Origin of the sequence: Chenggangzhangella methanolivorans, from assembly GCF_019797865.1 — a bacterium.
In the GTDB taxonomy this organism is placed as follows: domain Bacteria; phylum Pseudomonadota; class Alphaproteobacteria; order Rhizobiales; family Methylopilaceae; genus Methylopila; species Methylopila methanolivorans.
The window spans coordinates 1,481,271-1,507,683 of record NZ_CP081869.1; the positions used below are offsets into that span (position 1 = coordinate 1,481,271).

Consider the following 26,413-nt stretch of genomic DNA (forward strand, 5'->3'; position numbering starts at 1 on the left):
CTTTTCAGCCGAAGTCGACGAAGTAAAGCGAGCGCTTTTAAGGCGACGCAGAAATATTGTTACGATCGGTTACGACGAGAACGAAAACGAAATCACTAAAGAGCAAAAAATAAATCTGAAACTATCGAATGATGAATTGAACTATATACTTGAACTTCTGAAAAAGGAAAATCTTGAAGAGGAAGACGTGGAACTTGTGCTTACTATCATGGGTGAGTACCCGAAAGAAGTAGCGCCACGTTTAGGCGACATGATCGTTAATTTTCCTCATCTAATAAAAAGCATTTATGGATTCTGCAAGTTCATAGAAAACAAAGATGAACTTGCTGATATCATATTAAATTTGTTGTCTCAAGAAAACAATCTTCAAGAATTTCAGCTATTCTGGGTTGGCTGGATTATCGAGTCACACCTTATTAATACTAAAAATGCCGCTAGAATAATTGATCTAACTTTTAATCATCGCAACGCAAGCGTCATATCAAGGTCAAAAATACTTGAGATTGGCGATGCACGGTACGGTCTAAGCGAACTGCGAGCGCAATATTTAGGTGCCGGACAGTCCGATTGGCTATCTTGGTCATCTGCTGTCGGAAGTCGAACTCTTTCAGCGATATCCAGAAATCACAGACTCACATACTTCGGAAAATCTTCACAAATGAATCAGTTAATATATAGTGTTTTGACAAAATGAACGAGTTATTCGAATTTTCTCACGTAGGGTCACGTTACCCCTCAGTATGAATACTTACATTACTTGACTCGCATCTCTTCGAAGCGCCTGATCGACGGACAGAACACAAGACGACATCGGGGGCTCGCATGGCCCGCGTCGCGTTCGAAGCCGGTCCAGCGCTTGGGACTCCTCGGCTCTCCGTCGGGCGGCGCTGGGCGCTGACGCTGGCGGCGACCGCCGCCTCGACCTATGCGCTCGACGCCGTCGCGACCGCGGCGGGCGCGGGGCTCGCCGCCTCGAGGGTCCTGGCCGCGGCCGGGATCGGGCCGCTCCTCGCTTTGCTCGCGGCGAGCTATGTGGTCTGGGCGCTCGGCCTGCGGGTCGCCATCGCGGCCAACTGGACGCTTCTGGAGACCACCGGCGCAAGCTCCAACGCGCTCTCCAAGGCCGCCTACGACGTCGCGCAGGCGAGATCGCGAAACCTCCTCCTGCGCCGGCGCGCGGCGGCCGCGGGCTATGTGGCGATGGAGGTCGCCAAGGAGGCGCCCTACTACGCCGGCGCCTTCGGCGCGGCGCTCGTCGTCGAGGAGCTGACCGCGCGGGACGCGCTCGCCTTCCTCATCGGCTCTAATTTCGGCGCGGCGGCCTATGAATGCGCGCTCGGCCAGACGATCCGGCGGTTTCTGCCGGCGGGCGCGGACGGGCTTTTGCCGTCGAAGCCGAGGTCCGCGCTGGCGGACGAGATCGCCGCCACGACGCGGCGCGCCGACGAGAGGACGGTCGCGTCGTCATGAAAAAAGCCCCGACCGATGCGGTCGAGGCCCTTCTTCAGGTCAGGTCCGGCGAAGCGTCGACGAAGCCTACTTGCGGCGGCTTATTTGCCGGAGCCCGTCGTGGGGGTCTCGCTGTGGCCGCGCAGATCCTTGGCCTGCTCTTTCGATGTGCCGGCCGAGGTCGGCGTGCCGCTGTCCATCTTGGACGACGACGAGCCCTTGTTCTCCATGCCCATCTGGCCGGTCGAGCCCTTCTGCTCCATGCCGGACTTCGGACCGGAGCCGGTCTCGGACCCCATGGTGGCGTTGTTCTCCTTGCCCGTCGCCTGCGCGGACGCGTAGGTGGTCGGGGCGATGAGAGCCGCAGTCGCGAGGCCGGCGGCGATAATGGTCTTGATGGTCATGTCGTTCCTCCATATTGCTTCCGCGCGCCAAATTTTTATCTGGCGTTTATCCGCGAATTTATGTCGTGATATTTCAACGCGACTTGGATACGCCTTGCGCGAAATCTCATCACCATTACGGTTCGGATCGGGATTACGTTTCATCACACTCAAAAAATATTTTTTATCATTCATGCAACCAACCATGACCATGTCGGATCACGCCGGCTGGGGCCGCCTCGGTCTCCCGAGGTTGCGCTCGAAAAACCCGCCGCCTATGACGGCCTCGTGATCATTTGAACAGTTTGGAGCGTCGCATGCGCAGTCTCGCTTTCGCCGTGTCTGACTGTCGCGTCTCCGGCGCTCGCCGCCGACCCTGCCGCCCCGCGCGCCGGGCCTGTGGGAATCCAAGACCACCTCGGCCGACGGGGTCACCACCGCAAAGCAGTGCGTCGGCGAGGGCACGGACGCGGCCGCCGTCGCGGCGATGGGCGGCAACCGGCAGTGCTCGAAGAACGCCGTGACGAAGACCGCGGACGGCTGGACGAGCGAGACCGAATGCAAGATCGGCGAGATCACCGCGACGTCGCGCGGCAGCTTCACGGGCGACTTCAAGCGCCAGGTCCGCACCGAGCTCGAGACCACGCTGACGGGCGTGCCGGACAGTCCGGGCCGACGCCGCGCAAGACCGTGATCGAGGCCCGGCGCCTCGGCGACTGCGAGCCGGGGCAGGCGCCGGGCGACATCATCCTCTCCGACGGCAAGGTGGTGAAGACGCCCGGCGCGAAGTGAGCCGCGGGCGGGGCCGCCCGAAGCGCGCCGGTTGCCGGCGGGCCGCCGCCCCGTAAGGTTTTTCGCCTCCGGGCCTGCGGCCGGAGCCTGACGGAACATCGCCTGTGGGAGGGCTTGAGTGCACCGGTCCGGCGCGCGAGCTGCGATCGCTCCGCTGGCGGCTTCGCCCGCGCGGCTGTCGCTCGCCGGCGCGGCCGTGGTGCTCGCCGTCTTCCTCATCCAGTACACGAGCGGCGTCTCGCCCTGGGGCCATTTCGCGCCCGTCGAACTCTCCAGCAACATCGTGGCGCTGGCGGGCCTCGTCTGGACGCTGATCGAGCTGCGCGCCCATTGGGGCGAGCGGCGGCTGCGCGCCGCATGGGCCGCGGCGACGATCGCCATGGCGATGCTCGCCGTCGACGGCGACCTCGACGCCGTCCTTCCGATCGAGCGCTGGGGGCCGGCGAACTGGGCCGTCACCGAGATGGGGCTGTCGATCGTCACCTGGCTCGTCGCCGCCGGACTGCTGTTCTGGGCCGCGCGGCGGTTTTCGGCCCGCGGGATCGCGACGCCCGCGCTCGGGCTCGGGCTCGGCCTGCAGGCGATCGCCCAATATGCCGGCTGGCTGTCGGTGAGCCAGCCGCAGACGCCGACCGGCGCCGAGGTGCTCGAATATCTGAACGACATCGGAGAGCTTGCGGCGACGCTCGCCTATCTGGTGGCGCTGCTGGTCGCGGAGTTTTCGCCGGCGCCGGCGCGCGGCGCGGCGGAGGCCGCGGGGTCGGCCGCGCAAACCTCCGCGCCGAGCGCCGCGCGGGCGGCGGCCGCGCTCGGCCACCGACGGGCGGGCGCGGAGATCGTGTCGTTTCTCGCAAGGCGTTCGGATTCCAGGCGATTCGCCGCCGCGGGGATCGCGTTTCCGCCGGTCTATCGCGTCGCCGGCTTTTCCTGGCGCGAGCGGCCGGGAGAGGCGCCCTGGCGCGCGCCGCATTTGGCCTATGTGTTTGGCGACGCGGATCTTTCCGGCGTCGAGGAGGCCGAGCGGGCGCCGTTCGCACGGCCCGATCCGGCGCTGGACGACGGCTGGGTGGTGGTCCGCCGCCACGCCAGCCACGCCGCCGCCGCCGGATATCTGGCCGCGTCGGCCGAGCTTTCGGACGAGAACTCGCCGCCCGCGATGGTCCAGACCGCGACGGCGTCTTCACGATCGCGCGCGCGGCCCGTCCCGGAGCGCCGAAGTCCTTGCTGATCTACGCTTCCGACGGTCCCGACGGCGCGCCCTGGGCGCTCGTGGTCGCGCCGGACGGGGCGGAGTTGCCGGCCGATACGTTTCTGGGCGCGCACGGCGAGGAGGCGTGGGTCGACTAGCCCGCCACCCCGGGGCCTTGCGGCCAGACTGTTGCGAAACCACTACAAATCGCCATTGATGCGGCCGTCGGCCGAACGAACAACGCCAGAGGAACGAAGATGACGAGACCGCTCTCGGTTCTTCAGAACGCGACCGGGCCGACGTGCGCTCGGATCCGTTTCCGCATATCGTCCTGAAAAACGCGCTGCCGGAGGCGCTCTACGACGAGTTGGCCGCAAGCTTTCCGAGCGCCAAGGCGCTCGGCGTCGACACGAGGCAAAACAACAAGCGCTGGAACTATTTCGCCTACAAGGTCACCAAGAACGGAAGCCTGCCGAAGATCTGGCGCGATTTCATCGCCTATCACGCGTCGCAGGCGTTTTATGACGAGATTGTCGATCTGTTCTACGAGGACATCGCCGCGCTCTATCCCGGCCGGTTCGGCGACAAGGCGCAGATGCGCGGCATGCGCGCCGGAACCCGCAAGCTGGTCGACTTCTCGAGCGCCGACGTCCTGATGGACGCCATGATCAGCGGCAACACCCCCGTCACGACCGCCGGCTCGGTGCGGACGAGCCATGTCGACCTCGGCGACAAGCTTTATTCGGGCCTGTTCTACATGCGCCCGACGACTACGACGCGGTCGGCGGCGACCTGACGATCTCGCGTTTCGCCGACGCCGCGCTGACCGACGTCGAGCGCCATGCGCTGTTTGACGACGCCTATGTCGAGGACCGGCATCTCGAGCATGTCGCCACGGTGCCCTACGCCAAGAACACCGTGGTGCTGTTCATCAACTCGCTGAAGTCGGTGCACGGCGTGACGGTTCGGCAGCCAAGCGACAAGAGCCGGCTGTTCATGAACCTCGTCGGCCAGGTCGACCCGCCGCTCTATTTGCTGCATCAGGACGGGCGGCCGGCCGAATATGTCCCTGACGGCTATGTGTCCCCGCGCGCCAAGGGCGACGGCCTGATCATGGCGCTCATCCGGGCCCTGCGCGCGGCCTGAAGGCGAATTCGGCCCTTTTGGCAGCGCGCCTTCGACCAAAGACTCAGGCCGGTTGCGAAATTCGACGGCGGCGAGACCTTGGTCTCGCCGTGTTTTGCGAAAGATGATGGCTTGGGCGACGTTTGCGGACGCGGCCGGGCTCGACGCCGGGCCGCTCTCCCGTCTGCGAACACGGAGTCAGGAGCCTCGATCGTCGCGAGATGAGCATCCGTGTGTCTGTCCTCGCCGCCGCGGTGCTCGCCGCGACGCCTGCGCTCGCCATCGACCTGCCGCCCCGCAAACCCGGGCTCTGGGAGACCCGCGCGGTCATCAAGGGCCGTTACAAGGTCATCCGCCGCTGCTTCCGCCAGGGAGAACGGTCGGCCTTCGTCGACACCGTCGGCATCGACGCCTGCACGCGTTCGACCCAGAAGCCGCTTCTGCTCGAGGGCTACCGATGCAGGCCGAATGCCGCACGCGCGGCTATGTGCTTCGCGGAAAGCTTCAGATCGCGGGGGATTTTTCCGGCGACCTGAAGGGCATGGTGCGTACGACGGTCGAGCGTGAAGACGGCTCGACCGCGCCCCTGCGCTACATGATGCCGTTCACGAGCGTGCGCCTCGGCGAGTGCGGAACCGAAGGCTGATCCTCAGCCCGCGAGCTCTTTCGCCCGTCTGGTCGCGGCCAGCACCGCGCGCTCGACCAGCGGTTCGAGCCCGTCGTCGGCCATCAGCACGCCGAGCGCCGCGGCCGTCGTTCCGTTCGGCGACGTGACGTTGCGGCGAAGAATTGCGGGCGGCTCGCTCGACTGGCGCATCAGCTCGCCCGCCCCTTCGACGGTCTTGCGCGCGAGCGTCTCGGCGACGTCGGCCGGCAGTCCGGCGGCGACGCCGGCCTTGGCCATCGCCTCGACGAGCAGGAACACGTAAGCGGGCCCGGAACCCGACACGCCGGTGACGGCGTCGATCAGCGCTTCCTCCGAAACCCAGACGACGTCGCCGGCCGCCTCGAGCAGTTTTTGAGCGACCGCCCGCTGGCGCTCGGAGACGGTCTCATCCGCGAACGCTCCGGTGATCCCCCGACCGACGGCCGCCGGCGTGTTGGGCATGGCGCGGACGATCGCCGCCTCCGCCGAGAACGCCGCCGACAACGTCTTCAGCGTCGTGCCGGCCATGATCGAGACCACGACGGTGGAAGGGCCTGCGAAGGCCGCGGCGACCGGCAGGGCGCCCTCGGCGATCTGCGGCTTCACCGCGACGAGGATCGCGGCGGGATTGGAAAGGTCGCCTGCCTGCGGGCCGACGGTGACGCCGAGCCCTTTTAGCCTCGAGCGACGCGTCAGGCAGCGCCGGATCGACGACGAAGACGGTCTTGGGATCGAGCCCTCGGTTCAGCCAGCCTTCGAGGAGCGCGGAGCCCATCTTGCCGGCGCCGATCAGAAGAACCGGGCCGCCCGGATCGAGCGGCCCGGAATAATGCGCGTTCATGAGGATGCTTTCACAGGGAAGACTGAACCGTCACGCCTGCCCCACGGTTTCGAAGGCCACCACCTCCATGGCCTCCTTTGCGCCCTTGCCCGCCAGACGACGAACTGGAACGCCTGATAGTGGCGTTCGCAGGCCTCGAGAGCGGCCTCGAGCAGCGCTTCGCACTGCGCGGCGCTCGCCTCGGCGCCCCCGGCGAGCAGAAGCGTATGGCGGTAGGCCACCACGCCTTCGTCGCTCCAGAGATCGAAATGTCCGAGCCAAAGCTGCTCGTTGACCAGCGTCAGAAGATAGTGAACCTCCGGTTTGCGGCGATCGGGAACTTTGAGGTCGAAGGCGCAGGCGAGATGCAGGGACTCCAGTTCGCCCATCCACGTCAGCGAGACGTGGTAGTCGGACCATGATCCGTCGACCGAGATCGTGATCTCTCGTCGCCCGTCCGGTCAAAGGACCAGTCGTTCAACGTCGCGATGCGTTCGATCATGTCGACAGGATGGGCCTGGCGATCGGCGTCCACGTCGATGAGAGCCATGTGAGCTCCTCCCCGGGTGAGGCCCGACTGACGGGCGTGGGAACGACGTTACGCGTGACGGACGGGCAACGGCTGCCCGCCAACCGCAGCCTGCAATCCATCCGGACCTTTCGGTCCGCACGATTCGGGCCGCCTGATACAGTATATGGCCCGTCTTTTCGCGCTGCACACGACAGATTGCAACGGATCGCCCCGGCGTGGGGATCTGTTGCCCCAAAGCCTCTTGATGATCGGCCGATCAATCGCCGACGGCGCCGTCGGGCCCCTTGGGCGCGCCGTCGGGCGCAGGCTCTGGAACCGGCTCGCCCAGCGGCTCGTCGCGGGTCGCGCCGAGCTTGGCCTCGAGCGCCGCGATCTTCTCGGCGAGGCTCGTTCTCCTCGCGCGCCTTCACCGCCATCGCCTTGACGGCCTCGAACTCGTCGCGGCGCACCACTTCGAGCTCCGAAAGAACGCGGGCGGCCTGCGACCGGACCGCCGTCTCCCACCTCGCGGCGCACGCCGGCGGCCGCCCCTGCAGCGTCGGTCATCAGCCGGCCGAGTTCGTCGAACACGCGTCCGCGGGCTTCGGTCATGGGCGTCGGTCTCCGGCTCGGGTCTCGGCGGGCGCCTGATTGCAAGCGCGCCGCGTCTTCGACAGATGGCCCGGCCCGCGCTGCGGCGCAAGACGGCGGCGCGCTCGGAGCAGCCCGGGCTCAGCCGGAGGCGCGGCCCTCGCCGGCGACGCGCCAGTCTCCTCTGGAAGACGCCGCTTCCTTGCGCGGCTCCTCCGCTCGAGCGCCGCCGGGCGTCGCGATCTGGAACGACACCACCCCGTTGGTCGCGGCCCGGTCGATCCAGAGACAAGAGCCGTAGGCCGCGAGAATGTCCTGCACGATGACGAGGCCGAGGCCGGCCGAACTTTCGCGGTCTCCCGCCGTCAGGCTCGAAGGCGAGGCGTTCGCCCCAAAGCCCGGTCCGTCGTCCTGGACGGCGATCCGCGCGGCGCCGCCCAAATCCTCGCAGCGCACCGTGACGCTTCCGGCCGCCCATTTGCGGGCGTTGTCGAGCAGATTGCCGAGGATCTCGCCGAAATCGTCCGGATCCATCTTCAGCATCAGCGAGGGCGGCGCGTCGCACCGCCATTCGAGCTCTTCTCCGCGCGGCATGCGGCTCATCACCCGCACCAGCCGCTCGGCTGTCCTGGACGCGTCCGACATTGGCGCCGAGAGCCGTCGCGGCCCCGTTGGCGCGCGCCCGGGCGAGCTCGCGCTCGACATGGGTCTGGATCGCGGTCGTCTGCTCCTTGATGCGCCTCGCGACGTCGACGCTTCCTTCAGCCTCCAGGCTGCGGTGCTCCGCCGCCAGGATCGCGAGCGGCGTCTTGAGGCCGTGCGCCAGCGCGCCCGCCCGCCTCGCGCGCCTTTCGGACGAGATGTTCCTGGCCTTCGAGCAGCCGGTTGAGATCGTCGGCGAGCGGCGCGACCTCAGCGGGGACGGCCCCGCGAAACCGCGACTGACGGCCTTCCCGGATCTCGCCGAGCTCGCGCCGCAGCCGGTCGAGCGGCTGAAGGATCACCCGGAACTGCAGGCCCGGCGGCGAGCAGCACCAGCGAGATCAGCGCAAGCACCACCACCATGTCCCACACGAAGGCGCGGCGCGCGTCCGCGACCTGGGCGTGGTCGAGCGCGACGGCGAGCATCAGCCGACGCTGCGCCTTCGGAGGCCCGACCGACAGCGGGCGTTCGACCACGTAAAGCTCGCTTCCGTCCGCGCCGTCGACCTCGAACCATTTTCCCGCGGCGCGTTCGGGGCCGGCCTCCGACAGATCGAGCGGCCGCCCGCCGAGCGACGGCGACAGCAGTTCCGGCTCGTCCTTGTCCATGAGCTGCCAGTAGGCGCCGCTGCCGCGCGCGTCGTAGCGGGCGTCGCGCGCCGGATCACGAGCCGCGGCTCGCCGTCGTCGTCAAGCGCGACGTCGCGGGCGAGCTCGGCCCAGCGCAGGTCGAGGTCCCGGCCGATCAGCTCGAGCACGTGCTTTCGAACACCACAATGAGCGAGGCGCCGGCGACCGCGAGCGTGCCGAGCACGCAGGCGACCGCGAGCAGCAGCATGCGGCCGCGCAGGCTCTTGGCGAAGGCCGTCATGCTCAGCCCCCACCACGTAGCCCTGGCCGCGTCGGGTCGCGATCGCCTCCGCGCCGACCTTGCGGCGCAAGTCGGCCGATCAGGACCTCGATGGCGTTGCTGTCAGGCTCGCGCTCGGCGCCGTAGACGTGCTCCATCAACTCCCCCTGCGAGACGACGCAGCCCTTGCGGTGGGCGAGATAGTTGATGGCGCGGAACTCGAGGCTCGAAAGCTCGACTGAGCGGCCGTCGCGGCTCACGCTCAGCCGGCGGGTGTCGATCCGCAGGCCCGCGACCTCGATCACCGAACTCGCGACGCCCGCCGCCCGGCGCACCAGCGCCCCGACGCGCGCCACCAGCTCCTCGACCTGAAACGGCTTTGGAAGATAATCGTCGGCCCCGGCGTCGATGCCCTCGACCCTCTCCATCCACGCGCCGCGGGCGGTCAGGATCAGCACCGGGGTCAGGACGCCCTCGGCCCGCAGGCGCTTCAGCACGGTGAGGCCGTCGAGGCGCGGCAGGCCGAGGTCAAGCACAATGCAGCAATAGGCCTCGGTGCCCGCGCGGAACCAGCCGGTCTCGCCGTCCGAAACGACGTCGACGACATAGCTCGCGGCCGTCAGCGCCCGCGCGACGTCGTCGGCGATGGCTTTCTCGTCCTCGACGATCAGGATGCGCATTACGCTCGTTCCAAACGCCTTCGATCCGCGGGCGGCCCACGATCATGTCGATCGGAGACCTTATAATCCTGAAACTGACTCCAGGCTGACGGGCTCGGTCAGGATCGCGCCGGGCGCCATGCGGCAATGATCGCAGCGTCGGCCCGCACCACAAAGTCAGGCGCCGATCGGACAGAAGACATCAAGGGAGCCTCCGTCATGACAAGACATGTCGTCGCCGCGCTTGCGGCCCTCGCCGTCGTCTCCGCCACGATCGTTCCGGCCGCAGCCGCCAACGACCGCGTCCGTCGCAAGTGCGACGCCTCGGGCGACGGCGACATCTCGATGTCGGCGAAGTGGGAGAAGCGGGACAACCGCAAGAAGTTCAGTACCGAGTTCGAGGCGGCTCCGGGCGGCCGCTTCGCCGAAGGCGACCGGATCTCCATCGCGATCGACGGCGCCAATGTCGGTTCGGTCACTCTCGACACCGTGGTCGGCGGCGACGTCGTGGGCGACCTCAACTACGACACCAAGGCCGACAGCCCCGACGAACTGCCGTTCCCGAGCGACTTCCCCAAGCTGGGCAAGGGCGCGAAGGTCGAGGTCCGCTTCAAGGGCGCGGCCGTTCTGGCCTGCAAGCTTCGCTGATCGGCGCGAAGCGAAACGTCGACGGGTCCGCGGATGTCGCCGCGGACCGCCGTCAGCGGGTCGGCGCGCCGACCTGCCTGTAGGGATCGGCGTTGGCGAATTCCGGCATCTCGTTGAGCGCCGCCACGATCCTGTCGACGGTGGGCGTGTCCGCGACCTTGACGTCGAACACCTGCATCACGGCCGGGATGCTCGCGAGGCAAATGTCGGCGATCGTCACCTGGTCGCCATGGCAGAACGCGCCCGTCGCCGTCTCGGCGGAAAGCCGCGCCTCGATGGCCTGAAGGCCGGTCGTGAACCAGTGCGTCTGCCACGCCTTCCAGGCGGCGGCGTCGAAGCCCGCGCCGGTGAGATAGCGGCGCACGCGCGGCGTTATGAGCGGATGCGTGTCGACCGCCGCCATCGCCGCGATGGCGCGCGCCCGCGCCCGGCCGCGCGCGTCGGCGGGGAGCAGCGGCGGCTCTGGATGGGTCTCCTCGATATATTCGAGGATCGCGAGCGACTGGGTGAGCGGATCGCCCTCCCCGTCGATCATCGCCGGGATCGCGCCGAGCGGATTGATCCTCAGGAACTCGGGAGACCGATGCTCGCCGGCGTCGATGTCGACGATCTTCTCGTCCGCCTTGAGGCCCTTGAGCGCGAGCGCCACCCGCACTCGATAGGTCGCGGAGGTGCGCCAGTAGGCGAACAGGGTGAGAGGCCGATCCTGGGTGCTCATGCCGATCGTGATGCTCCTCGAACGGCGAAGCCGCAATCCGACCAAAGGTCGCTCACGGCGCCGCGAGCGCCATGCGCGTTGCGTCCGCCAGCCATGCGACGACAACGGATGTCGTGCACACAAGCACGCATAAATCCCTCCGCGGACGATGGACGCTGCATTGACGCAACGCCCCTGTGACAAGGGAGAAAAGTCATGAAGTCCGTGATCACCGCCATCGGCGCGCTGTCTCTGGCCGTTTCGGCCGCTCACGCCGACCCGGTTCCCCCGACCTCGCCCGCTCAGGACCACCACGCTTCGGCCGCCCAGACCTACACGGTCGCGGCGACGGCGCATCGGGTCCGGCAGGACAAGTTCGAGCCGAACGACTGGGCGACCAACCGCGGCGCCGGCACGAGCCGCAGCAACGACGCGAACGACGGCTGAGCCGCCGTCCGTTTGAACGAAGAAGAAGCGCCGGAAGCGAGAGTTTCCGGCGCTTCTTCGCGTTTTGGGGCATTGGCGGTCGGCCCGCCGCGCTTGACGCCCTGCGCGGCCTCGCCCATGGCTCGCGCCCCGCATCTCATCAGCCGGCGACCCGCCTCCATGCCCGTTTTCGCGATTCCCTTCCCGATGATCGATCCGATCGCGATCGAGGTCGGGCCGATCGCCATCCGCTGGTATGCGCTCGCCTACATCGCAGGCTTCATCGGCGGCTGGTGGCTGGCGAAGCGCATCTGCGCCAAGGACGCCCTGTGGGGCGGCGCGCGCCATCCTGCCTCGCTCGACGTCGACGACCTGATCGTCTGGGTCGCCTTCGGGGTGATCCTCGGGGGGCGCCTCGGCTACGTGCTGCTGCCCTACGGCATCGAGCAGCTCAAGGCCGATCCGCTGGAGGCCTTCCGCGTCTGGGAAGGCGGCATGAGCTTTCACGGCGGGCTCGTGGGCGCTGCGATCGCCGTCTTGCTGTTCTCGCACTTCCAGAAGAAGCCGCTCTGGTCGACCTTCGACCTCGCTTGCGTGGTCGCGCCGATCGGATTGTTCTTCGGACGGATCGCGAATTTCGTGAACGGCGAACTGTACGGCCGCGTGGCCGACGTGCCCTGGGCCATGGTGTTCCCGCATGGCGGCCCGGAGCCGCGCCATCCAAGCCAGCTTTACCAGGCCACGCTCGAAGGCGTCGTCCTGTTCCTGCTGATGCTGATCGCGGTGCGCTTCGGTGGGCTGAAGCGGCCGGGGCTCGTCGCGGGGCTCTTCATCGCCGGCTACGGGGCCGCGCGCAGCTTCGGCGAGGTGTTCCGCCAGCCGGACGCGCAGCTCGGCTTCTACGCCCACGATCTCACCATGGGCATGATCTTGTCGCTGCCCATGATCCCGCTCGGTCTCGCGCTCGCGGTCTTCGCGGCGCGGCGGCGTCTCGCGCCGGAATGACGCCGCTCGGGCGAGAGATCGCCGAGACGATCGCGGCCGAGGGCCCGATGCCGGTGGATCGCTACATGGCGCTCTGCCTGTCGCATCCGGCCTATGGCTATTACGCGACCCGCGACCCGTTCGGCCGCGGCGGCGACTTCGTGACCGCGCCCGAGATCAGCCAGATGTTCGGCGAGTTGATCGGCCTCTGGGCCGCCGAGGTCTGGCGCCAGATGGGCGCGCCGGGTCGGTTCGCGCTGATCGAGCTTGGACCGGGACGCGGCACGCTGATGGCCGACATGCTGCGCGCCGCGAAGGCGGCGCCGGGATTTCTCGAGGCGGCCGAGATCGTGCTCGTCGAGACCAGCCCCGCGCTGCGGGAGGTTCAGGCGAAGGCGCTCTCGGGGCGCACGACACGATGGGTCCAGACCGTCGACGACGCGCTTGGACAAACGGCCCTTCCCGCCATCGTCGTCTCGAACGAGTTCTTCGACGCGCTGCCGATCCGCCAGTTCGTGCGAACCGGCGCCGGCTGGCGCGAGCGGCTTGTGGGCCTTAACGGCGAAGGACGCCTCGCCTTCGGCCTGTCGCCGGCGCCCGCGGACCTTCCGCTGCCGGATGCGCCGGAAGGCTCCGTCCGCGAGATCTGCCCGCAGGCGCTCGACGTCATGACCGCCGTCGCGATCCATCTCGCCCGCCATGGCGGTTCGATGCTCGCGATCGACTACGGATACGCCGCGGGCTTCGGCGACACGCTGCAGGCCATGAAGGCCCACGCCTTCGCCGATCCTTTCGCGACGCCGGGCGAGGCCGACCTCACCGCGCATGTGGATTTCGGCGCGCTTGCCGCGGCCGCGCGCGCGGCAGGCGCGGCCCCGATGCGCCTGATCGATCAGTCGGACCTCATGGAGCGGCTCGGCCTCGGACTTCGGGCGGAGGCGCTGTCGCGGGCCTCGCCGACCGGACGCGAGCAGATCTTCGCGGCCGCCCGGCGATTGACCGACCGGAGCCCGCGCGGCATGGGCGCCCTGTTCAAGGCGTTCGCCGTCTGCGATCCAAGGCTCGGCGCGCCGCCGGCCTTCGAGCCGATTCTGAACGCCGAAACCTGAGGAGCGAAGCCATGGACGCAGCGACCTCTTCCACCGTCACGGTTCCGACCGTGACCTCGCCCGCGCTGTCGGCGCTTCCCGGGATTTCGCACGCCTTCTTCACCCGCCTCGGCGGGGTCTCGACCGGCATCTACGCCGGCCTCAATGGCGGGCTCGGCTCGAACGACGATCCGGAAGCCGTGAGGGAGAACCGCGCCCGCATGACCGCGACGCTCGGCGTCGCGCCCGGACGGCTCGCCGTGCCCTGGCAGGTGCATTCGGCCGAGGCGGTCGTGACCGACGGCCCGTGGGCGCGGGAGAAGAGCCCGCATGTCGACGGCGTCGCGACCGTGACGCCGGGCCTCGCCGTTGCGGTCACGATCGCCGATTGCTGCCCGATCCTGTTCGCCGATCCCAAGGCGCGCGTGGTGGCGGCCGCCCATTCCGGCTGGAAGGGCGCGATCGGCGGGGTGCTCGAAGCGACGCTCCTGCGCATGGAGGAGCTCGGCGCGAACCGCGCCGACGTCGTGGCGGCGCTCGGACCCTGCATCCGCCAGAAATCCTATGAGGTCGGGCCGGAGTTCGCCGGCCGTTTCACCGCCGAGGACGCCGCCAACGCGCGCTTCTTCGAGCCCTCCGCGCGCCCCGGGCACGCGATGTTCGAGCTCGGCGGCTATGTGGTCGAGCGGCTGCGCAACGCCGGGGTCGGCCATGTGGACGACCTCGGCATCGACACCTATTCGGACGAGGAGCGCTTCTTCTCGTTCCGCCGCACCACCCATCGCGGCGAGCCGGACTACGGCCGCATGATCGCTGCGATCGCGCTCGTCTGAACGGCGCGCGCAAAACCCGCTTCGCTGCGTCGGCTCAGACCGATGCGCTGATCTGCGGGTCCACAAGAATCCCCATACGACAGAAAGACGACATCACGCTTTCGCCGGAGCCCAATTCACCGGGGACAGATGCGGCTTGGCCGCGCGCATCGCTCACGGCGTGTTGAGGCTCCTTTGAATCGCTGTTAAGAGCCGTGCCGCTTCCCGGCGCGGGACCTCTTCCCGCGTCTCGCGCCGAAGTCACGGGAATTGCGCATGAAGGTCGTCGCCGGCAACTCCAACCGCGCGCTCGCAGAGGCCATCGCGGCCTATCTCGCGACGCCGCTGACGCGCTGCAACGTGCGGCGTTTCGCCGACATGGAGGTGTTCGTCGAGATCCTCGAGAACGTCCGCGGCGAGGACGTGTTCGTGGTGCAGTCGACCTCGTTCCCGGCGAACGACCATCTGATGGAGCTGCTCATCATCATCGACGCGCTGCGCCGCTCCTCGGCGCGCCGCATCACGGCGGTGATGCCCTATTTCGGCTATGCGCGTCAGGATCGCCGCTCCTCCGGCCGCACGCCGATCTCGGCGAAGCTCGTCGCCAACATGATCACGCAGGCAGGCGCCGACCGCGTTCTCACCCTCGATCTCCACGCCGGGCAGATCCAGGGCTTCTTCGACATCCCGACCGACAACCTGTTCGCCGCCCCCGTCATCGTGCGCGACATCAAGGACCGGCTGCCGCTCGACAACGTCATGGTGGTGTCGCCCGACGTCGGCGGCGTGGTGCGGGCGCGGGCGATCGCCAAGCGCATCGACGCCCAGCTCGCGATCGTCGACAAGCGCCGCGAGCGGCCGGGCGAGTCCGAGGTCATGAACGTCATCGGCGACGTCGAGGGCCGCTCCTGCATCCTCGTGGACGACATCGTGGATTCGGGCGGCACGCTGGTGAACGCCGCCGACGCGCTGATCGCCAAGGGCGCCAAGGACGTCTACGCCTATCTCACCCACGGCGTGCTCTCGGGCGGCGCGGTGGCGCGCATCACCGCAAGCCGGATCAGGGAGATGGTCGTCACCGACTCGATCCAGCCGACCGAGGCGGTGCGGGTGGCCAAGAACATCCGCGTGCTCTCGATCGCCACGCTGATCGGCGAGGCGATCGCCCGCACCTCGTCCGAAGAGAGCGTCTCGAGCCTCTTCGACTGAGGCCCCCTCAGGCCGCGACGGCGGCCTTCCGCGCGGGCTCCCGAGCCTCCACGCCGAGCATGCGGGCGGCTTCGTGCGCCGGCTTCGGCGGGCTGAACAGGAAGCCCTGCACCTGCTGGGCCCCTTCGGCCCGCACCGCCGCCAGCTGGTCGGCGGTCTCGACGCCCTCCACCAGCGTGGTGATGCCGAGGCTCGATCCGAGGCCGACCAGCGCGCGGATGATCGCCGCGCCGTCGGCCGAAGCGTCGGCGTTGCGCAGGAACGACTGGTCGATCTTGACCTTGTCGAACGGGAAGCGGCGCAGATAGCTCAGCGACGAATAGCCGGTTCCAAAGTCGTCCATCGCGATGCGGATGCCCATGCGGCGCAACAGATGGAGCGTCTCGAGATTGGCCTCCGTGTCGTCGAGCAGCACGCTTTCGGTGATCTCGAGCTCGAGACGGTCGGCCCGCAGACCGCTCGTGGCGAGCGCCAGCAGGACGGACTGCGCGAAGCTCTGGCGGCGCAGCTGGACCGCCGAGACGTTGACCGCCACGCTGACGTCGCCGGGCCAGGTCGCGGCGTCGCGGCAAGCCTGGTTCAGGATCCATTCGCCGAGCGGGACGATGAGCCCGGTTTCTTCGGCGATCGGGATGAAGGTCGCGGGGCTGATCGGCCCCTTGGTGGGATGACGCCAGCGCGCAAGCGCCTCGAACCCCTTGATGGCGTCGTCCCCAAGCTCGACGAGCGGCTGATAGTGCAGCTCGAAGTCGCCGTTGCGCAGCGCCTCGCGCAGATCCCGCTCGAGCTCGATTCGCTGCTGCGCGTTCTCGTCCATGACGAGGGTGAACACGCTCGCGACCCCGCGGCCGAGCGACTTGGCGTGATAGAGCGCCATGTCGGCGTTCTTCAGCAGTCGTTCGACGTCGTCGCCCGCCTCATCCGACAGCGCGACGCCGATGCTGACGCCGATCTGGACCGGGATGCCGCCGAGGTCGTAAGGCGCGCTCACGATCGAGATCAGCCGATGGGCGAGCGTGACGGCGGCGTTTTCGTCCTTCACCCGATGCAGCACCGAGAACTCGTCGCCGCCGAGCCGCACCACAAGGTCGACGTCCCGCACGTTGGTCCGCAGCCTGTCGGCGATGGCGCGAAGCAGCGCGTCGCCGACCGAATGGCCGTGGGCGTCATTGACCGCCTTGAAGCGGTCGAGGTCGAGGCACAGCACCGACAGCCGCCCGCCTGCGCCGTCACGGCTGAGCGTTCCGCCGACTTCGCGAAGAGCGACGCGGTTGGGAAGGTCGGTGAGGGCGTCATGCCTCGCCATGTGCGCGATGCGGGCCTCGGTGCGACGCCGCTCGGTGACGTCCTCGAAGGTCGCGACCCAGCCGCCGCCGTCCATCGGGCGATGGCTGACCGCGATCACGCGGCCGTCGGCGAGTTCGCGATGCACCGGCGCCGCGTGGTCAAGCGCGAGCGAGGTTCGGGTGCCCTCGCACAGCTTGTCGACGGTGAGGCCCTTCTGGTAGCGGCCGAGCGTGACGAGCTCCTCGACGATCTCGCGCTGGGTCATTCCGACGCGAAGGATGTCGCGCTTCAGGCCGAACATGTCGCAATAGCGGTTGTTGACGACGACCAGCCGGGCGTCGGCGTCGAACATGCACAGGCCCTGGCTCATGTTCTCGAGCGCGGCGTCGAAGCGCCGGACCTGCTCGGCGAGCGCGTCGCGCGCTTCATGCTGGGACGTGACGTCGGAGCCGACGCCGCGGTAACCGGCGAACGCGCCGTCCTCGTCGTAGATCGGCGCGCCGCTCAGCTCGAACCAGCGCTTGCCTCCGTCGGGATGGCGATAGGGAAACACGAAGTCTCGGATCTCGCGGCGGTCGGCGATCGCGGCGTGATAGTCGTCCCAGATCGCGCGCTCTTCGGCGGTGCGGGCCCACGCGGCGCGCTCCCGACCGAGAAGGTCGGCCTGCGGCCGCCCAGAAATCGCTTCCGAGTTGTCCGACAGGAAGGTCACGCGGCGCTCGGCGTCGATCTCCCAGAACCAGTCCGACGTCAGGCGAAGGAAGTCGTTTATATGGCGATCCATGGCCCACACCCGGACGAGCGACGACAGACGATAGAACGAGGCGTATGAAGATCCAGTAAAGACGGTAACATTGGGTTGATCGCGCGAAATCTTAACGGATATTTACTTAAATTGATATGTATACACGAGATTTGCACTACAAATAGCCAGAGCTGATGCGCAGTTTTAGGGCTTCCGCTTAAAACGTAGGCGAAGTCAGGCGATGGGCGGATCGCCCGACGGGTCGGAATGGAGAGCCCGCGCGCTAGGTCTCCGGCAAGGAGGACCGGATATGCTCGCCATGCGTTTCATCATTCGACCGCCGCTCGTCGCCGCTCTTTGCGCCGCCCTGCTTGGGCCGGCGGCGGCGGAGCCCGACAAGGCGCTGCTCGACAAGGCGGAAGCTATGAAGGGCCCGACGCTTTCGCTCTTGAAGACGCTCGTCGACCAGGACTCCGGAAGTACGGACGAGGCGGGCCTCTCGGCCGTCGCGGCGGTCGTCGCCGACGAGCTGAAGGAGCTCGGGGCCAAGGTCGAAGCGCACAGGGCCGCAGCGCCCGGGAAGGCCGAGAACCTCGTCGCGACCGTCGAGGGAACCGGCAAGGCCCGCATCCTGCTCATGGCGCACATGGACACGGTGTTCCGCGAGGGCGACGCCGCCAAGCGGCCGTTCCGGATCGAGAACGGACGGCTCTACGGACCGGGCGTCGTCGACGACAAGGGCGGGATCGCGCTCGGGATCTCGGCCCTCAAGATCCTCAACGAAATCGGTTTCAAGGACTTCGCGAGCCTCACGCTGCTGCTGAACTCGAGCGAGGAGATCGGATCGCCGGGCTCCCGGGCGCTGATCGAGGAGACCGCGAAAGCCCATGACGTGGCGCTGAACCTCGAGCCAGGCCGCCCGGCCGACGGGCTGGTGACGTTCCGCAAGGGCTCGGGCAGGGCTTACGTCACGGTGAAGGGCAAGAGCGCCCATGCGGGCGTCGCGCCGGAGAGCGGCCGCAACGCTGCGGCCGAACTCGCTCACCAGGTGCTGCAGCTCGGCGGGCTCGGCGACAAGGACAAGGGCACGAGCTTCAACTTCACTGTTCTGAAGGCCGGCACGGCCTCCAACATCATTCCCGAGGACGCGGAGGCGATAGCGGACGTGCGCGTGCGGACGGCCGACGAGTTCGACCGCGTGGAGAAGGACCTCAAGGAGAAGTCGCAGGAAAAAGCGGTACCTGACTCCACTGTCAGGGTGCGGCTCGAGCGCAATTTCCCGCCGATGCCGAAGAACGACCGGACCGACGCCCTCGCCGAAAAGGCGCAGGCGATCTACGGCGAACTCGGCCGAAAGCTCACGCTTGAAGGTTCGGGCGGGGCCGCGGACTCCAGCATCGCGGCGGGCGCCGGCGTGCCGGCGATCGACGGGCTCGGGATCGTGGGCGGCGAGATCCACACCCCGAACGAGTATGGCGAAGAGGCGAGCGTCGCGCCGCGGCTCTATCTGCTCACCCGCCTCATCATGGAGACCGCGAAGGCGAAGTGACGAGCCTTACGCCCACACGCCTTCGGCCTTCACGAAGTCCACAAAGGCCCTGAGCGGGGCCGGCATGAGGCGGCGGCCGGAATAATAGAGAAACGGTCCTGGAAAGCGCTCCCACCAGGGCCCCAGCACCGGCACGAGAGCGCCCGACGCCAGGTGCGGACGTAGCCAGTCCTCGAAGAGCAGAACGACGCCGGAACCGGCGACCGCCATATCGACCGCGAGATCGACCGCGGTTCCGGCCTGCACGATGAGCTGGCCCGGAGGATCGATAGAGACGGTCTCGCCGTCGCGCTCGAATTCCCACGCCATCGGCGCGCGGTTCGGGAAGCGGACGCGCAGGCACTCGTGAGCAAGCAGGTCGCGCGGATGTTCTGGCCGACCATTCCGGTCGAGATAGGACGGCGCGGCCGCCGCAGCGTAGCGCTGCGTCCTCGGCCCGATCGGCGTCGCGATCATGTCCTGCTCGAGCCGCTCGCCGTAGCGGATCCCAGCGTCGCAGCCCGAAGCCGGCAGGTCGACATAGGCGTCCTCGGCGACGATCTCGACCTTGATCTCCGGATAGGCGGCGAGAAACCGCGGCAGGATCTTGGGCAGCACCAGCCGCGCGGCGCTAACCGCCACGTTGAGCTTGAGCGTGCCCGCGGGCCGGTCGCCGGAGCCGCCCGCCACGTCGAGCGCAGCCCCGATCTCCGCCAAGGCGGGGCCGGTCTGGGCGAGCAGCCGCGCGCCGGCCTCCGTCGGGGCGACGCTGCGGGTCGTACGATGGAGAAGCGAACTCCGAGCCTCGCCTCGAGCCTCCGCACCGCCTCGCTGAGCGCCGAGGCGCTTTGGCCGCTCGCGCGCGCGCCGTCGCGGAAGCCGCCGGCGCGCGCGACGGTCACGAACGCGCTCAGGTCAGACAGATCAACCTTCATTGTACGAAAATCAGCACAGGCCGTGCAGATCGTCCATCGTTATCGAACAGCCGGCCGGGCGCTAAGTCTGTCTCATGGAAACAGGAGGCTGATCATGGCCGCACTTGAAAAATCCGGCTCTTACGCGCTCGGCGACCGCACGGTGAAACGCCTGGGCTACGGCGCGATGCAGCTCGCTGGCCCCGGTGTCTATGGCCCGCCCAAGGACCACGGCGGAGCTCTCGCGGTGTTGCGCGCCGCCGTCGCGGCCGGCGTCGACCACATCGACACCAGCGACTTCTACGGCCCGCACGTCACCAACCGCCTGATCGCCGAAGCGCTCGCGCCCTATCCGGACGGTCTCGTGATCGTCACCAAGGTCGGCGCCAAGCGGGGCGAGGACAAATCCTGGAACCCGGCGTTCGCGCCCGACCAGCTCGAAGCGGCGGTGCACGACAACCTGCGCAATCTGAAGGTCGATCAGCTCGACGTCGTGAACCTCCGCGTCATGATCGACGTCCATGGCCCCGCCGAGGGCTCGATCGAAGCCCCGTTCGCCGTGCTCGCCGATCTGCGGCGCCGCGGCCTCATCCGGCATCTTGGCCTCAGCAACGTGACGTCCGCGCAGGTGGCGGAGGCGCGCAAGATCGCGCCCGTGGTCTGCGTGCAGAACCAGTACAATCTCGCCCATCGCGGCGACGACGCGCTGGTCGACGAGCTCGCGCGCGAAAACATCGCCTATGTGCCGTTCTTCCCGCTCGGCGGGTTCTCCCCGCTCCAGTCTTCGACGCTGTCCGGCGTCGCCGAAACGCTCGGAGCGACGCCCATGCAGGCGGCGCTCGCCTGGCTGCTGCGGCGCTCGGCCAACATCCTGCTGATCCCGGGCACGTCCTCGACCACGCATCTTGCGGAGAATCTTGCGGCGGCGGATCTCGAACTGCCGGCCGACGCGGCGGCTGAACTCGACGGCGTGGCGGACGCCTCCTGAGCGCCCCCGCGCGTTGCGCCCTCCGGCGCTTTCGGCTATACGCGCGCCAGCGCGGACGTCCCACACCCCTGGAGGGGTTCGGCCGCGCGGCAGTCGGAGAGGCCGCCCGCCCCGGGCGGCCGTTTTAGTTTCGGAGAACGATCCAATGTCCGCTCCCAAGGCCCTGAAGGCCGAGACGCGCGAGAAGGCCGGCAAGGGGGCCGCCCGCGCTCTCCGTCGTGAAGGTAAGATCCCCGCCGTCATCTACGGCGGCAAGAAGCCCCCTGTGTCCATCGTCCTCGACGGCCACATGATGTTCAAGCTGCTGCACGCCGGCGGCTTCAAGACCACGGTGTTCGAGATCGACACCGGCAAGGGCAAGGAGCGGGTCGTCCCGCGCGACTACCAGCGCGACGTCGTCAAGGACACGCTGATCCACGTCGACTTTTTCCGCGTCACCGCCTCCTCGGTGATCGAGGTCGAGGTGCCGGTGCACTTCCTCAACGAAGACAAGGCTCCGGGCCTGGTCCGCGGCGGCGTGCTCAACACGGTGCTTCACACCGTCAAGGTGAAGGCCGGCGTCGACCACCTCCCCGAGGCGATCGAGGTCGACCTCAAGGGTCTCGAGATCGGCGACATCGTGCACGGCTCGTCGGTGAAGCTGCCGAAGGGCGTCGAGTTCGTCGAGGAGAACCTCGAGGAATACACGATCGCCACCATCGCCGCCCCGACCGTCGTGGCCGAGGAGCAGGCTGAAGAGCAGGCCGAGATCGAGGCCGAGAAGGCCGCCGAGGAAGCCGGCGAGACCACCGAGGAAGAGGCCGCCGAGGGCGAAGCGTCCGAGGGCGGCGAGGCCGAGGCTTCGGACGAGAAGAAGTCCGAGGACTAATCCTCTTCCCTGCGGGAGCCTTCGCCAATGCTGCTCCTGGTCGGCCTCGGAAATCCGGGGCCGAAATACGAGAAGAACCGGCACAATATCGGCTTCATGGCCGTTGACCGGATCGCGTCGCGCCACGGATTTTCGCCGTGGCGCGCGCGCTTTCAAGGCGTGACAGCCGAAGGCTCGATCGCCGGCGTGAAGACGCTGCTGCTGCTGCCCGGCACCTATATGAACGAAAGCGGCCGCTCGGTCGCCGAGGCCGCGCGCTTCTTCAAGATCGAGCTTCCCGACATCGTCGCGTTCCACGACGAGCTCGACCTCCCTCCCGCCAAGATGCGCGTGAAGACCGGCGGCGGAAACGCCGGCCACAACGGGCTGCGCTCGATCACCGCTCACATGGGCAACGACTATCGCCGCGTGCGGCTCGGCATCGGCCATCCCGGCCGCGACGCCGTTCTGCATTACGTGCTGAACGACTTCGGCAAGGGCGAGATGGTCTGGGTCGGGGAGCTGAACGACGCCATCGCCGACGCCGCGGAGCTGTTGGCCAAGCGCGAAGACAACAGCTTTCAGAACAAGGTGCACCTGCGGATGGACGCCGCAGGGTTCGGCGAGCCGAAGAAGCCGGGCGACGGGAAGCCTTGACCCGGGGACACGAAGACACGAACTTCGTGTCCTGGAGGGTTCCATGAAGAACGTGACGATCACCATGGACGAAGACGTGCTCGGCTGGGTGCGGGTCGAAGCGGCCAAGCGCGGCGAGAGCGTCTCGCGCTTCATCGCCGGCATCGTTCGTGAAAAGCGCCAATCCCCTGCCATCTCCCAGTTGGAGAGCCTCGAGCGCTTCCTCGCGCAGCCCACTCGCGACGAGCCTCTCGCCGATCCCACCCCGACATCGCGCCGCGACGAGATCTACGACGATGCGCTGCTTCATCGATTCCAACGTGCTGGTCTATCTCCGCGACACGAGGGATTTGGCGAAGACTGAGCGCGCGGCCGAGTGGACGCGGTTTGCAGCGTCGCGCGAGGCGATCGTGATCAGCCCTCAGGTGATCAATGAGTTCACGTCGGTTCTCACCCGCAAGCTGAAGCTCTATACGATCCCGAAATGGAACCGCTGGTCCTCGAGTTGCGGCGATGGTGTTCCGCGCCATTGACGGTCGACACCTCGCTTCTCGCTTTCGACGTCCATAAGCAGTTCGGCTTCGCCTGGTGGGACAGCCTGATCGTCGCCTCGGCGCTTCAGTCGGATTGCGATGTGCTGCTCTCGGAAGATATGAGCCATCGGCGACGCATCGGTCCGCTCCGCATCCTCGACCCGTTTCTCGTCCGGCCGGACGAGGCGCTTTCACCAAACTGATCGGTTTCTCTCCCATGGGCTTCAAATGCGGCATCGTCGGCCTGCCGAACGTCGGCAAGTCGACCCTCTTCAACGCGCTGACGCAGACGGCCGCGGCGCAGGCGGCCAACTATCCGTTCTGCACCATCGAGCCGAATGTCGGCGAGGTGGCGGTGCCGGACCCGCGGCTCGAGGCGCTCGCCAAGATCGCAAGCTCCAAGGAGATCATCCCGACGCGCCTCACCTTCGTGGACATCGCAGGCCTGGTGCGCGGCGCCTCCAAGGGCGAAGGCCTCGGCAACCAGTTCCTGGCGCATATCCGCGAAGTCGACGCGATCGCCTATGTGCTGCGCTGCTTCGAGGACGACGACATCACCCATGTCGAGGGCAAGATCGACCCGCTCTCCGACTATGAGACGGTCGAGACCGAGCTGATGATCGCCGACCTCGAGAGCCTCGAGAAGCGCGTCGTCGCGCTCGAAAAGCGCGCCCGCGGGGCCGACAAGGAAGCCAAGGAGCAGCTCGAGCTGGTCAACCGCGTGCTGCCGCTGCTGCGCGACGGCAAGCCGGCCCGCGCCGCGAAGGTTTCGGACGACGAGCGCCCGGCGTTCGACGCGCTGAACCTCTTGACCTCCAAGCCCATCCTCTTCGTCGCCAATGTCGACGAGGCTTCGGCCGCCGGCGGCAACGAGTTCTCGGCCAAGGTGGAGCAACAGGCGAAGACCGAGGGTGCGGTCACCGTGGTCATCTCCGCCAAGATCGAGAGCGAGATCGCGACGCTGCCGACCGAAGAGCGCACCGAGTATCTCGAGGCGCTCGGCCTCGAGGAGACCGGCCTCGACCGCCTGATCAACGCGGGCTACCAGCTGCTCGGCCTCGTGACCTACTTCACGGTCGGCCCCAAGGAAGCGCGCGCCTGGACCATCGAGAGGGGCACCAAGGCCCCGGGCGCCGCGGGCGTGATCCACTCGGATTTCGAAAAGGGCTTCATCCGCGCCGAGACCATCGCGTACCCGGACTATGTGGCGCTGAAGGGCGAAGCGGGCGCGAAGGAGGCCGGAAAATTCCGCCTCGAAGGCAAGGACTACGTGGTCGCGGACGGCGACGTGCTCCACTTCCGCTTCGCGAACTGAGGGCTGAGTTTCCTCAGTCGTCATCCTCGGGCTTGGCCCGAGGATCCATTGTCGGGGCGGAAACGAACTGCGTGCTTCGAGACGCGCCTTCGGCGCTCCTCAGCATGAGGAAGGTCTGAGCTTCTAAACTCCCCTCATGCTGAGGAGGCGGCGTCAGCCGCCGTCTCGAAGCACGCAATCGACTGATGAAGGCGAGCCCGTGAGCGACCCGAACATCTTCTTCGAGGACTTCCTCCCCGGCGACGTCGCCGACTATGGCGACTGGACCGTCGACCGCGACGACATGGTCGAGTTCGCGCGCGAGTTCGATCCGCAGCCGATGCATCTCTCCGAGGAAGCCGCCCGCGGCTCGATGCTGGGCGAGCTCATCGGCTCCGGCTGGTACACCGCCGCCCTCCTCATGCGGATGAACTGCGACGCGTTTCTTCTGGACGCCGCTTCGCTCGGCTCGCCGGGCGCCGACAGTCTTGAATGGCGCGCGCCGGTCAAGGCCGGCGACCAACTGTCGGTGCGCCGGAAGTTCTGACCGCGCGCGGCGTGCCGGGGCGTTCCGAGGCGGGCTGGTGAAGTTCGAATTCGAGGTGCGGAACCAGAACGGCGTCGTGGTCATGCGGCAGGTGAGCACGAAGCTCATCGGCCGGCGGAGGGCGCCCTGATGCATCTTGAGGATTACGAGGTCGGCAAGAAAGTCGAGATCGGCCACTGGACGTTTGCGGCGGAAGACATCATCCGCTTCGCCGAAAAATACGACCCGCAGCGCTTCCATCTGTCCGAGGAGGCGGGCCGGCGCGGGGCCGTTCAAGGGGCTCGCCGCCTCGGGCTGGCACAGCTGCGCGATCTGGATGAAGCTGATGATCGCATTCCAGGTGCGCATGGCCAAGGAGCGCATGGCCGCGGGCCTCCCCGTCGGCCGCGCCGGCCCCTCGCCCGGCTTCACGGACCTCAAGTGGCGCCATCCCGTGATGGCGGGCGACACGCTGACCTATTTCGCCGAGGCGCTGGAGGCGCGGCCGAGCGCCTCACGGCCCGGATGGGGATTGGTGAAGGCGCTGAACACGGCGGTGAACCAGCGCGGCGAGGAAGCCCTGCGGTTCACCAGCACGGTGTTCGTCGAGACGCGGCCCCAAGGCTGACGCGCCGTTAGTCAAGCACGCGCCCTGCGATCGCGTCGAGCTTCGCCAGAAGCGCCGGGTCGCGATGCTCCAGCGCCGTCACCAGCGCGAAGTCGAGCGCGCGGTCCGAGCCGAGCGGACACGGTTCCGGCTCCGCCGGGACTCGGCCGCGAGCCGCGCCAGAAGCCTCCGCGCCCTGTCGCCGTTCGCACGCATCACCTCTAGGATCTCGGCGACGCCGACCCCGCTCTCATGCGGGCGCCAGGCGTCGTAGTCGGTGACATGGCGATGGTCGCATAGGGCAGCTCCGCTTCCCGGGCGAGCTTGGCCTCGGGCATGTTGGTCATCCCGACCACCGAAGCGCCCATCGCCTTGTAGGCGACCGACTCCGCGCGCGTCGAAAACTGCGGACCCTCCATGCAGACATAGGATCCGCCCACGATATGCGGGATCTCCTCCGCGGCCGCCGCGCGGGCGATGCGCGCGACGAGATTGGGAGCGACCGGATCGGAAAAGGAGACGTGAGCCACGCATCCTGCGCCGAAGAACGAGGTTTCCCGGCGGAACGTGCGGTCGATGAACTGATCGACCAGCACGAAGGTCCCGGGCGGCAGCTCTTCCTTGTAGGAGCCGCAGGCCGAGACCGAGATCAGGTCGGTGACGCCCGCCCGCTTCAGCACGTCGATGTTGGCTCGGTAGTTGATGTCGGAGGGCGCGAAGCGGTGGCCCGCGCCATGGCGCGGAAGGAACACGACGCGGGTTTCGCCGATCACGCCTTCGATCGGCTTCGCCGAAGGCTCGCCCCACGGGCTCGACAGATCGAGCTCGCGGACATCGGTCAGCAGCGAAAGGTCGTAGATCCCCGAACCGCCGATGACGCCGAGCGTCGCGCGTCGTTTCTGAACTTCGGCCATGTGTCCTGCTCCC

General features: G+C 67.6%; 32 protein-coding genes and 5 pseudogenes. 24 read left to right on the forward strand and 13 right to left on the reverse strand.

Annotation, left to right across the window (positions count from 1 at the left end):
- Positions 1 to 136 precede the first annotated feature (136 nt).
- The gene (locus K6K41_RS07790; RefSeq protein ID WP_261404574.1) at positions 137 to 694 is read left to right on the forward strand and encodes a hypothetical protein; all 558 of its coding nucleotides are present in this window, start codon (positions 137 to 139) and stop codon (positions 692 to 694) included.
- A 128-nt stretch (positions 695 to 822) separates the two neighbouring features.
- Positions 823 to 1,470, forward strand: coding sequence for a hypothetical protein (locus K6K41_RS07795; RefSeq protein ID WP_261404575.1), 648 nt, complete (start codon positions 823 to 825; stop codon positions 1,468 to 1,470).
- Between the two features lie 80 nt (positions 1,471 to 1,550).
- Here K6K41_RS07795 and K6K41_RS07800 read toward each other — a convergent pair whose 3' ends face one another.
- On the reverse strand, positions 1,551 to 1,853 hold the full coding sequence (locus K6K41_RS07800; protein WP_261404576.1) for a hypothetical protein: 303 nt from the start codon (positions 1,851 to 1,853) through the stop codon (positions 1,551 to 1,553).
- Positions 1,854 to 2,229: 376 nt separating this feature from the next.
- On the opposite strand from K6K41_RS07800, the gene K6K41_RS29340 reads away from it, so the two are divergent.
- The 6 genes from K6K41_RS29340 (at position 2,230) to K6K41_RS07830 (ending at position 5,474) form a co-directional block, all read left to right on the forward strand.
- The gene (locus tag K6K41_RS29340) at positions 2,230 to 2,526 is read left to right on the forward strand and encodes a hypothetical protein (RefSeq protein ID WP_315855211.1); all 297 of its coding nucleotides are present in this window, start codon (positions 2,230 to 2,232) and stop codon (positions 2,524 to 2,526) included.
- Between the two features lie 216 nt (positions 2,527 to 2,742).
- A complete protein-coding gene (locus K6K41_RS07810; RefSeq protein ID WP_261404578.1) occupies positions 2,743 to 3,852 on the forward strand; it encodes a hypothetical protein in 1,110 nt (369 codons plus the stop codon).
- Positions 3,846 to 3,971 (forward strand): hypothetical protein, encoded by a 126-nt coding sequence (locus K6K41_RS07815; protein ID WP_261404579.1) that lies wholly within the window; start codon positions 3,846 to 3,848, stop codon positions 3,969 to 3,971. The genes K6K41_RS07810 and K6K41_RS07815 overlap by 7 nt, the downstream gene beginning before the upstream one ends.
- A gap of 143 nt (positions 3,972 to 4,114) precedes the next feature.
- On the forward strand, positions 4,115 to 4,609 hold the full coding sequence (locus K6K41_RS07820; RefSeq protein WP_261404580.1) for a hypothetical protein: 495 nt from the start codon (positions 4,115 to 4,117) through the stop codon (positions 4,607 to 4,609).
- 101 nt (positions 4,610 to 4,710) lie between these two features.
- Positions 4,711 to 4,959: a hypothetical protein gene (locus K6K41_RS07825; protein WP_261404581.1), complete on the forward strand. Its 249-nt coding sequence runs from the start codon at positions 4,711 to 4,713 to the stop codon at positions 4,957 to 4,959.
- Positions 4,960 to 5,159: 200 nt separating this feature from the next.
- Positions 5,160 to 5,474: a hypothetical protein gene (locus K6K41_RS07830; protein WP_261404582.1), complete on the forward strand. Its 315-nt coding sequence runs from the start codon at positions 5,160 to 5,162 to the stop codon at positions 5,472 to 5,474.
- A gap of 113 nt (positions 5,475 to 5,587) precedes the next feature.
- Here the strand turns inward: K6K41_RS07830 and proC are convergent.
- The 8 genes and pseudogenes from proC to K6K41_RS07865 all read right to left on the reverse strand — a co-directional run bounded on the left by proC (position 5,588) and on the right by K6K41_RS07865 (position 9,738).
- A pseudogene (gene proC, locus K6K41_RS07835) lies at positions 5,588 to 6,425 on the reverse strand (pyrroline-5-carboxylate reductase).
- A 30-nt stretch (positions 6,426 to 6,455) separates the two neighbouring features.
- Positions 6,456 to 6,954: pseudogene (locus tag K6K41_RS07840) on the reverse strand (type III secretion system chaperone family protein).
- A gap of 238 nt (positions 6,955 to 7,192) precedes the next feature.
- Positions 7,193 to 7,527: pseudogene (locus K6K41_RS07845) on the reverse strand (accessory factor UbiK family protein).
- 120 nt (positions 7,528 to 7,647) lie between these two features.
- Positions 7,648 to 8,151, reverse strand: coding sequence for an ATP-binding protein (locus tag K6K41_RS07850; protein ID WP_261404583.1), 504 nt, complete (start codon positions 8,149 to 8,151; stop codon positions 7,648 to 7,650).
- 116 nt (positions 8,152 to 8,267) lie between these two features.
- Positions 8,268 to 8,510, reverse strand: a complete 243-nt coding sequence (locus K6K41_RS30970; RefSeq protein ID WP_487308363.1) for a hypothetical protein — start codon at positions 8,508 to 8,510, stop codon at positions 8,268 to 8,270.
- Positions 8,419 to 8,817, reverse strand: a complete 399-nt coding sequence (locus K6K41_RS07855; RefSeq protein ID WP_261405911.1) for a hypothetical protein — start codon at positions 8,815 to 8,817, stop codon at positions 8,419 to 8,421. Before K6K41_RS07855 ends, K6K41_RS30970 begins: the two co-directional genes overlap by 92 nt.
- 136 nt (positions 8,818 to 8,953) lie before the next feature.
- Positions 8,954 to 9,079: a hypothetical protein gene (locus K6K41_RS07860; RefSeq protein ID WP_261405912.1), complete on the reverse strand. Its 126-nt coding sequence runs from the start codon at positions 9,077 to 9,079 to the stop codon at positions 8,954 to 8,956.
- Positions 9,080 to 9,081: 2 nt separating this feature from the next.
- A complete protein-coding gene (locus K6K41_RS07865; protein WP_315855157.1) occupies positions 9,082 to 9,738 on the reverse strand; it encodes a response regulator transcription factor in 657 nt (218 codons plus the stop codon).
- Between the two features lie 198 nt (positions 9,739 to 9,936).
- On the opposite strand from K6K41_RS07865, the gene K6K41_RS07870 reads away from it, so the two are divergent.
- Positions 9,937 to 10,365 carry a hypothetical protein gene (locus K6K41_RS07870; protein WP_261404584.1) on the forward strand — a complete coding sequence of 143 codons (429 nt, stop codon included), beginning with the start codon at positions 9,937 to 9,939 and terminating at the stop codon, positions 10,363 to 10,365.
- Positions 10,366 to 10,417: 52 nt separating this feature from the next.
- On the opposite strand, the gene maiA is transcribed toward K6K41_RS07870, so the two are convergent.
- Positions 10,418 to 11,083 (reverse strand): maleylacetoacetate isomerase, encoded by a 666-nt coding sequence (maiA, locus tag K6K41_RS07875; RefSeq protein ID WP_261404585.1) that lies wholly within the window; start codon positions 11,081 to 11,083, stop codon positions 10,418 to 10,420.
- 195 nt (positions 11,084 to 11,278) lie between these two features.
- Here maiA and K6K41_RS07880 point away from each other — a divergent pair, with 195 nt between their 5' ends.
- The 5 genes from K6K41_RS07880 (at position 11,279) to K6K41_RS07900 (ending at position 15,581) form a co-directional block, all read left to right on the forward strand.
- The gene (locus K6K41_RS07880; protein ID WP_261404586.1) at positions 11,279 to 11,509 is read left to right on the forward strand and encodes a hypothetical protein; all 231 of its coding nucleotides are present in this window, start codon (positions 11,279 to 11,281) and stop codon (positions 11,507 to 11,509) included.
- Between the two features lie 159 nt (positions 11,510 to 11,668).
- On the forward strand, positions 11,669 to 12,493 hold the full coding sequence (gene lgt, locus K6K41_RS07885; RefSeq protein ID WP_261404587.1) for a prolipoprotein diacylglyceryl transferase: 825 nt from the start codon (positions 11,669 to 11,671) through the stop codon (positions 12,491 to 12,493).
- Positions 12,490 to 13,581, forward strand: coding sequence for a class I SAM-dependent methyltransferase (locus K6K41_RS07890; protein ID WP_261404588.1), 1,092 nt, complete (start codon positions 12,490 to 12,492; stop codon positions 13,579 to 13,581). Before lgt ends, K6K41_RS07890 begins: the two co-directional genes overlap by 4 nt.
- An 11-nt stretch (positions 13,582 to 13,592) precedes the next feature.
- On the forward strand, positions 13,593 to 14,393 hold the full coding sequence (gene pgeF / locus K6K41_RS07895; RefSeq protein ID WP_261404589.1) for a peptidoglycan editing factor PgeF: 801 nt from the start codon (positions 13,593 to 13,595) through the stop codon (positions 14,391 to 14,393).
- A 255-nt stretch (positions 14,394 to 14,648) separates the two neighbouring features.
- Positions 14,649 to 15,581 carry a ribose-phosphate pyrophosphokinase gene (locus K6K41_RS07900; RefSeq protein ID WP_261404590.1) on the forward strand — a complete coding sequence of 311 codons (933 nt, stop codon included), beginning with the start codon at positions 14,649 to 14,651 and terminating at the stop codon, positions 15,579 to 15,581.
- Positions 15,582 to 15,588: 7 nt separating this feature from the next.
- Here K6K41_RS07900 and K6K41_RS07905 read toward each other — a convergent pair whose 3' ends face one another.
- The gene (locus tag K6K41_RS07905; RefSeq protein WP_261404591.1) at positions 15,589 to 17,652 is read right to left on the reverse strand and encodes a putative bifunctional diguanylate cyclase/phosphodiesterase; all 2,064 of its coding nucleotides are present in this window, start codon (positions 17,650 to 17,652) and stop codon (positions 15,589 to 15,591) included.
- A gap of 280 nt (positions 17,653 to 17,932) precedes the next feature.
- Here K6K41_RS07905 and K6K41_RS07910 point away from each other — a divergent pair, with 280 nt between their 5' ends.
- Positions 17,933 to 19,162 (forward strand): glutamate carboxypeptidase, encoded by a 1,230-nt coding sequence (locus tag K6K41_RS07910; protein WP_261404592.1) that lies wholly within the window; start codon positions 17,933 to 17,935, stop codon positions 19,160 to 19,162.
- A 6-nt stretch (positions 19,163 to 19,168) separates the two neighbouring features.
- On the opposite strand, the pseudogene K6K41_RS07915 reads toward K6K41_RS07910, so the two are convergent.
- Positions 19,169 to 20,076 (reverse strand): annotated as a pseudogene (locus K6K41_RS07915) (LysR family transcriptional regulator).
- 94 nt (positions 20,077 to 20,170) lie between these two features.
- Here K6K41_RS07915 and K6K41_RS07920 point away from each other — a divergent pair.
- The 9 genes from K6K41_RS07920 to K6K41_RS29345 all read left to right on the forward strand — a co-directional run bounded on the left by K6K41_RS07920 (position 20,171) and on the right by K6K41_RS29345 (position 25,507).
- Positions 20,171 to 21,043: an aldo/keto reductase family oxidoreductase gene (locus K6K41_RS07920; protein ID WP_261404593.1), complete on the forward strand. Its 873-nt coding sequence runs from the start codon at positions 20,171 to 20,173 to the stop codon at positions 21,041 to 21,043.
- A gap of 145 nt (positions 21,044 to 21,188) precedes the next feature.
- Positions 21,189 to 21,911: a 50S ribosomal protein L25/general stress protein Ctc gene (locus K6K41_RS07925; RefSeq protein ID WP_261404594.1), complete on the forward strand. Its 723-nt coding sequence runs from the start codon at positions 21,189 to 21,191 to the stop codon at positions 21,909 to 21,911.
- A 27-nt stretch (positions 21,912 to 21,938) separates the two neighbouring features.
- The gene (gene pth, locus K6K41_RS07930) at positions 21,939 to 22,547 is read left to right on the forward strand and encodes an aminoacyl-tRNA hydrolase (RefSeq protein WP_261404595.1); all 609 of its coding nucleotides are present in this window, start codon (positions 21,939 to 21,941) and stop codon (positions 22,545 to 22,547) included.
- Positions 22,548 to 22,590: 43 nt separating this feature from the next.
- The gene (locus K6K41_RS07935) at positions 22,591 to 22,890 is read left to right on the forward strand and encodes a hypothetical protein (RefSeq protein WP_261404596.1); all 300 of its coding nucleotides are present in this window, start codon (positions 22,591 to 22,593) and stop codon (positions 22,888 to 22,890) included.
- 46 nt (positions 22,891 to 22,936) lie between these two features.
- Positions 22,937 to 23,059, forward strand: a complete 123-nt coding sequence (locus K6K41_RS07940) for a hypothetical protein (RefSeq protein WP_261404597.1) — start codon at positions 22,937 to 22,939, stop codon at positions 23,057 to 23,059.
- On the forward strand, positions 23,056 to 23,262 hold the full coding sequence (locus tag K6K41_RS07945) for a PIN domain-containing protein (protein WP_261404598.1): 207 nt from the start codon (positions 23,056 to 23,058) through the stop codon (positions 23,260 to 23,262). The genes K6K41_RS07940 and K6K41_RS07945 overlap by 4 nt, the downstream gene beginning before the upstream one ends.
- A gap of 14 nt (positions 23,263 to 23,276) precedes the next feature.
- Positions 23,277 to 24,374 carry a redox-regulated ATPase YchF gene (ychF, locus tag K6K41_RS07950; protein ID WP_261404599.1) on the forward strand — a complete coding sequence of 366 codons (1,098 nt, stop codon included), beginning with the start codon at positions 23,277 to 23,279 and terminating at the stop codon, positions 24,372 to 24,374.
- Between the two features lie 199 nt (positions 24,375 to 24,573).
- Positions 24,574 to 24,900 carry a MaoC/PaaZ C-terminal domain-containing protein gene (locus K6K41_RS07955; RefSeq protein ID WP_261404600.1) on the forward strand — a complete coding sequence of 109 codons (327 nt, stop codon included), beginning with the start codon at positions 24,574 to 24,576 and terminating at the stop codon, positions 24,898 to 24,900.
- A 316-nt stretch (positions 24,901 to 25,216) separates the two neighbouring features.
- Positions 25,217 to 25,507, forward strand: coding sequence for a hotdog family protein (locus K6K41_RS29345; RefSeq protein ID WP_315855158.1), 291 nt, complete (start codon positions 25,217 to 25,219; stop codon positions 25,505 to 25,507).
- 7 nt (positions 25,508 to 25,514) lie between these two features.
- On the opposite strand, the pseudogene K6K41_RS07965 reads toward K6K41_RS29345, so the two are convergent.
- Positions 25,515 to 26,400 (reverse strand): annotated as a pseudogene (locus K6K41_RS07965) (S-methyl-5'-thioadenosine phosphorylase).
- Positions 26,401 to 26,413: the final 13 nt, after the last annotated feature.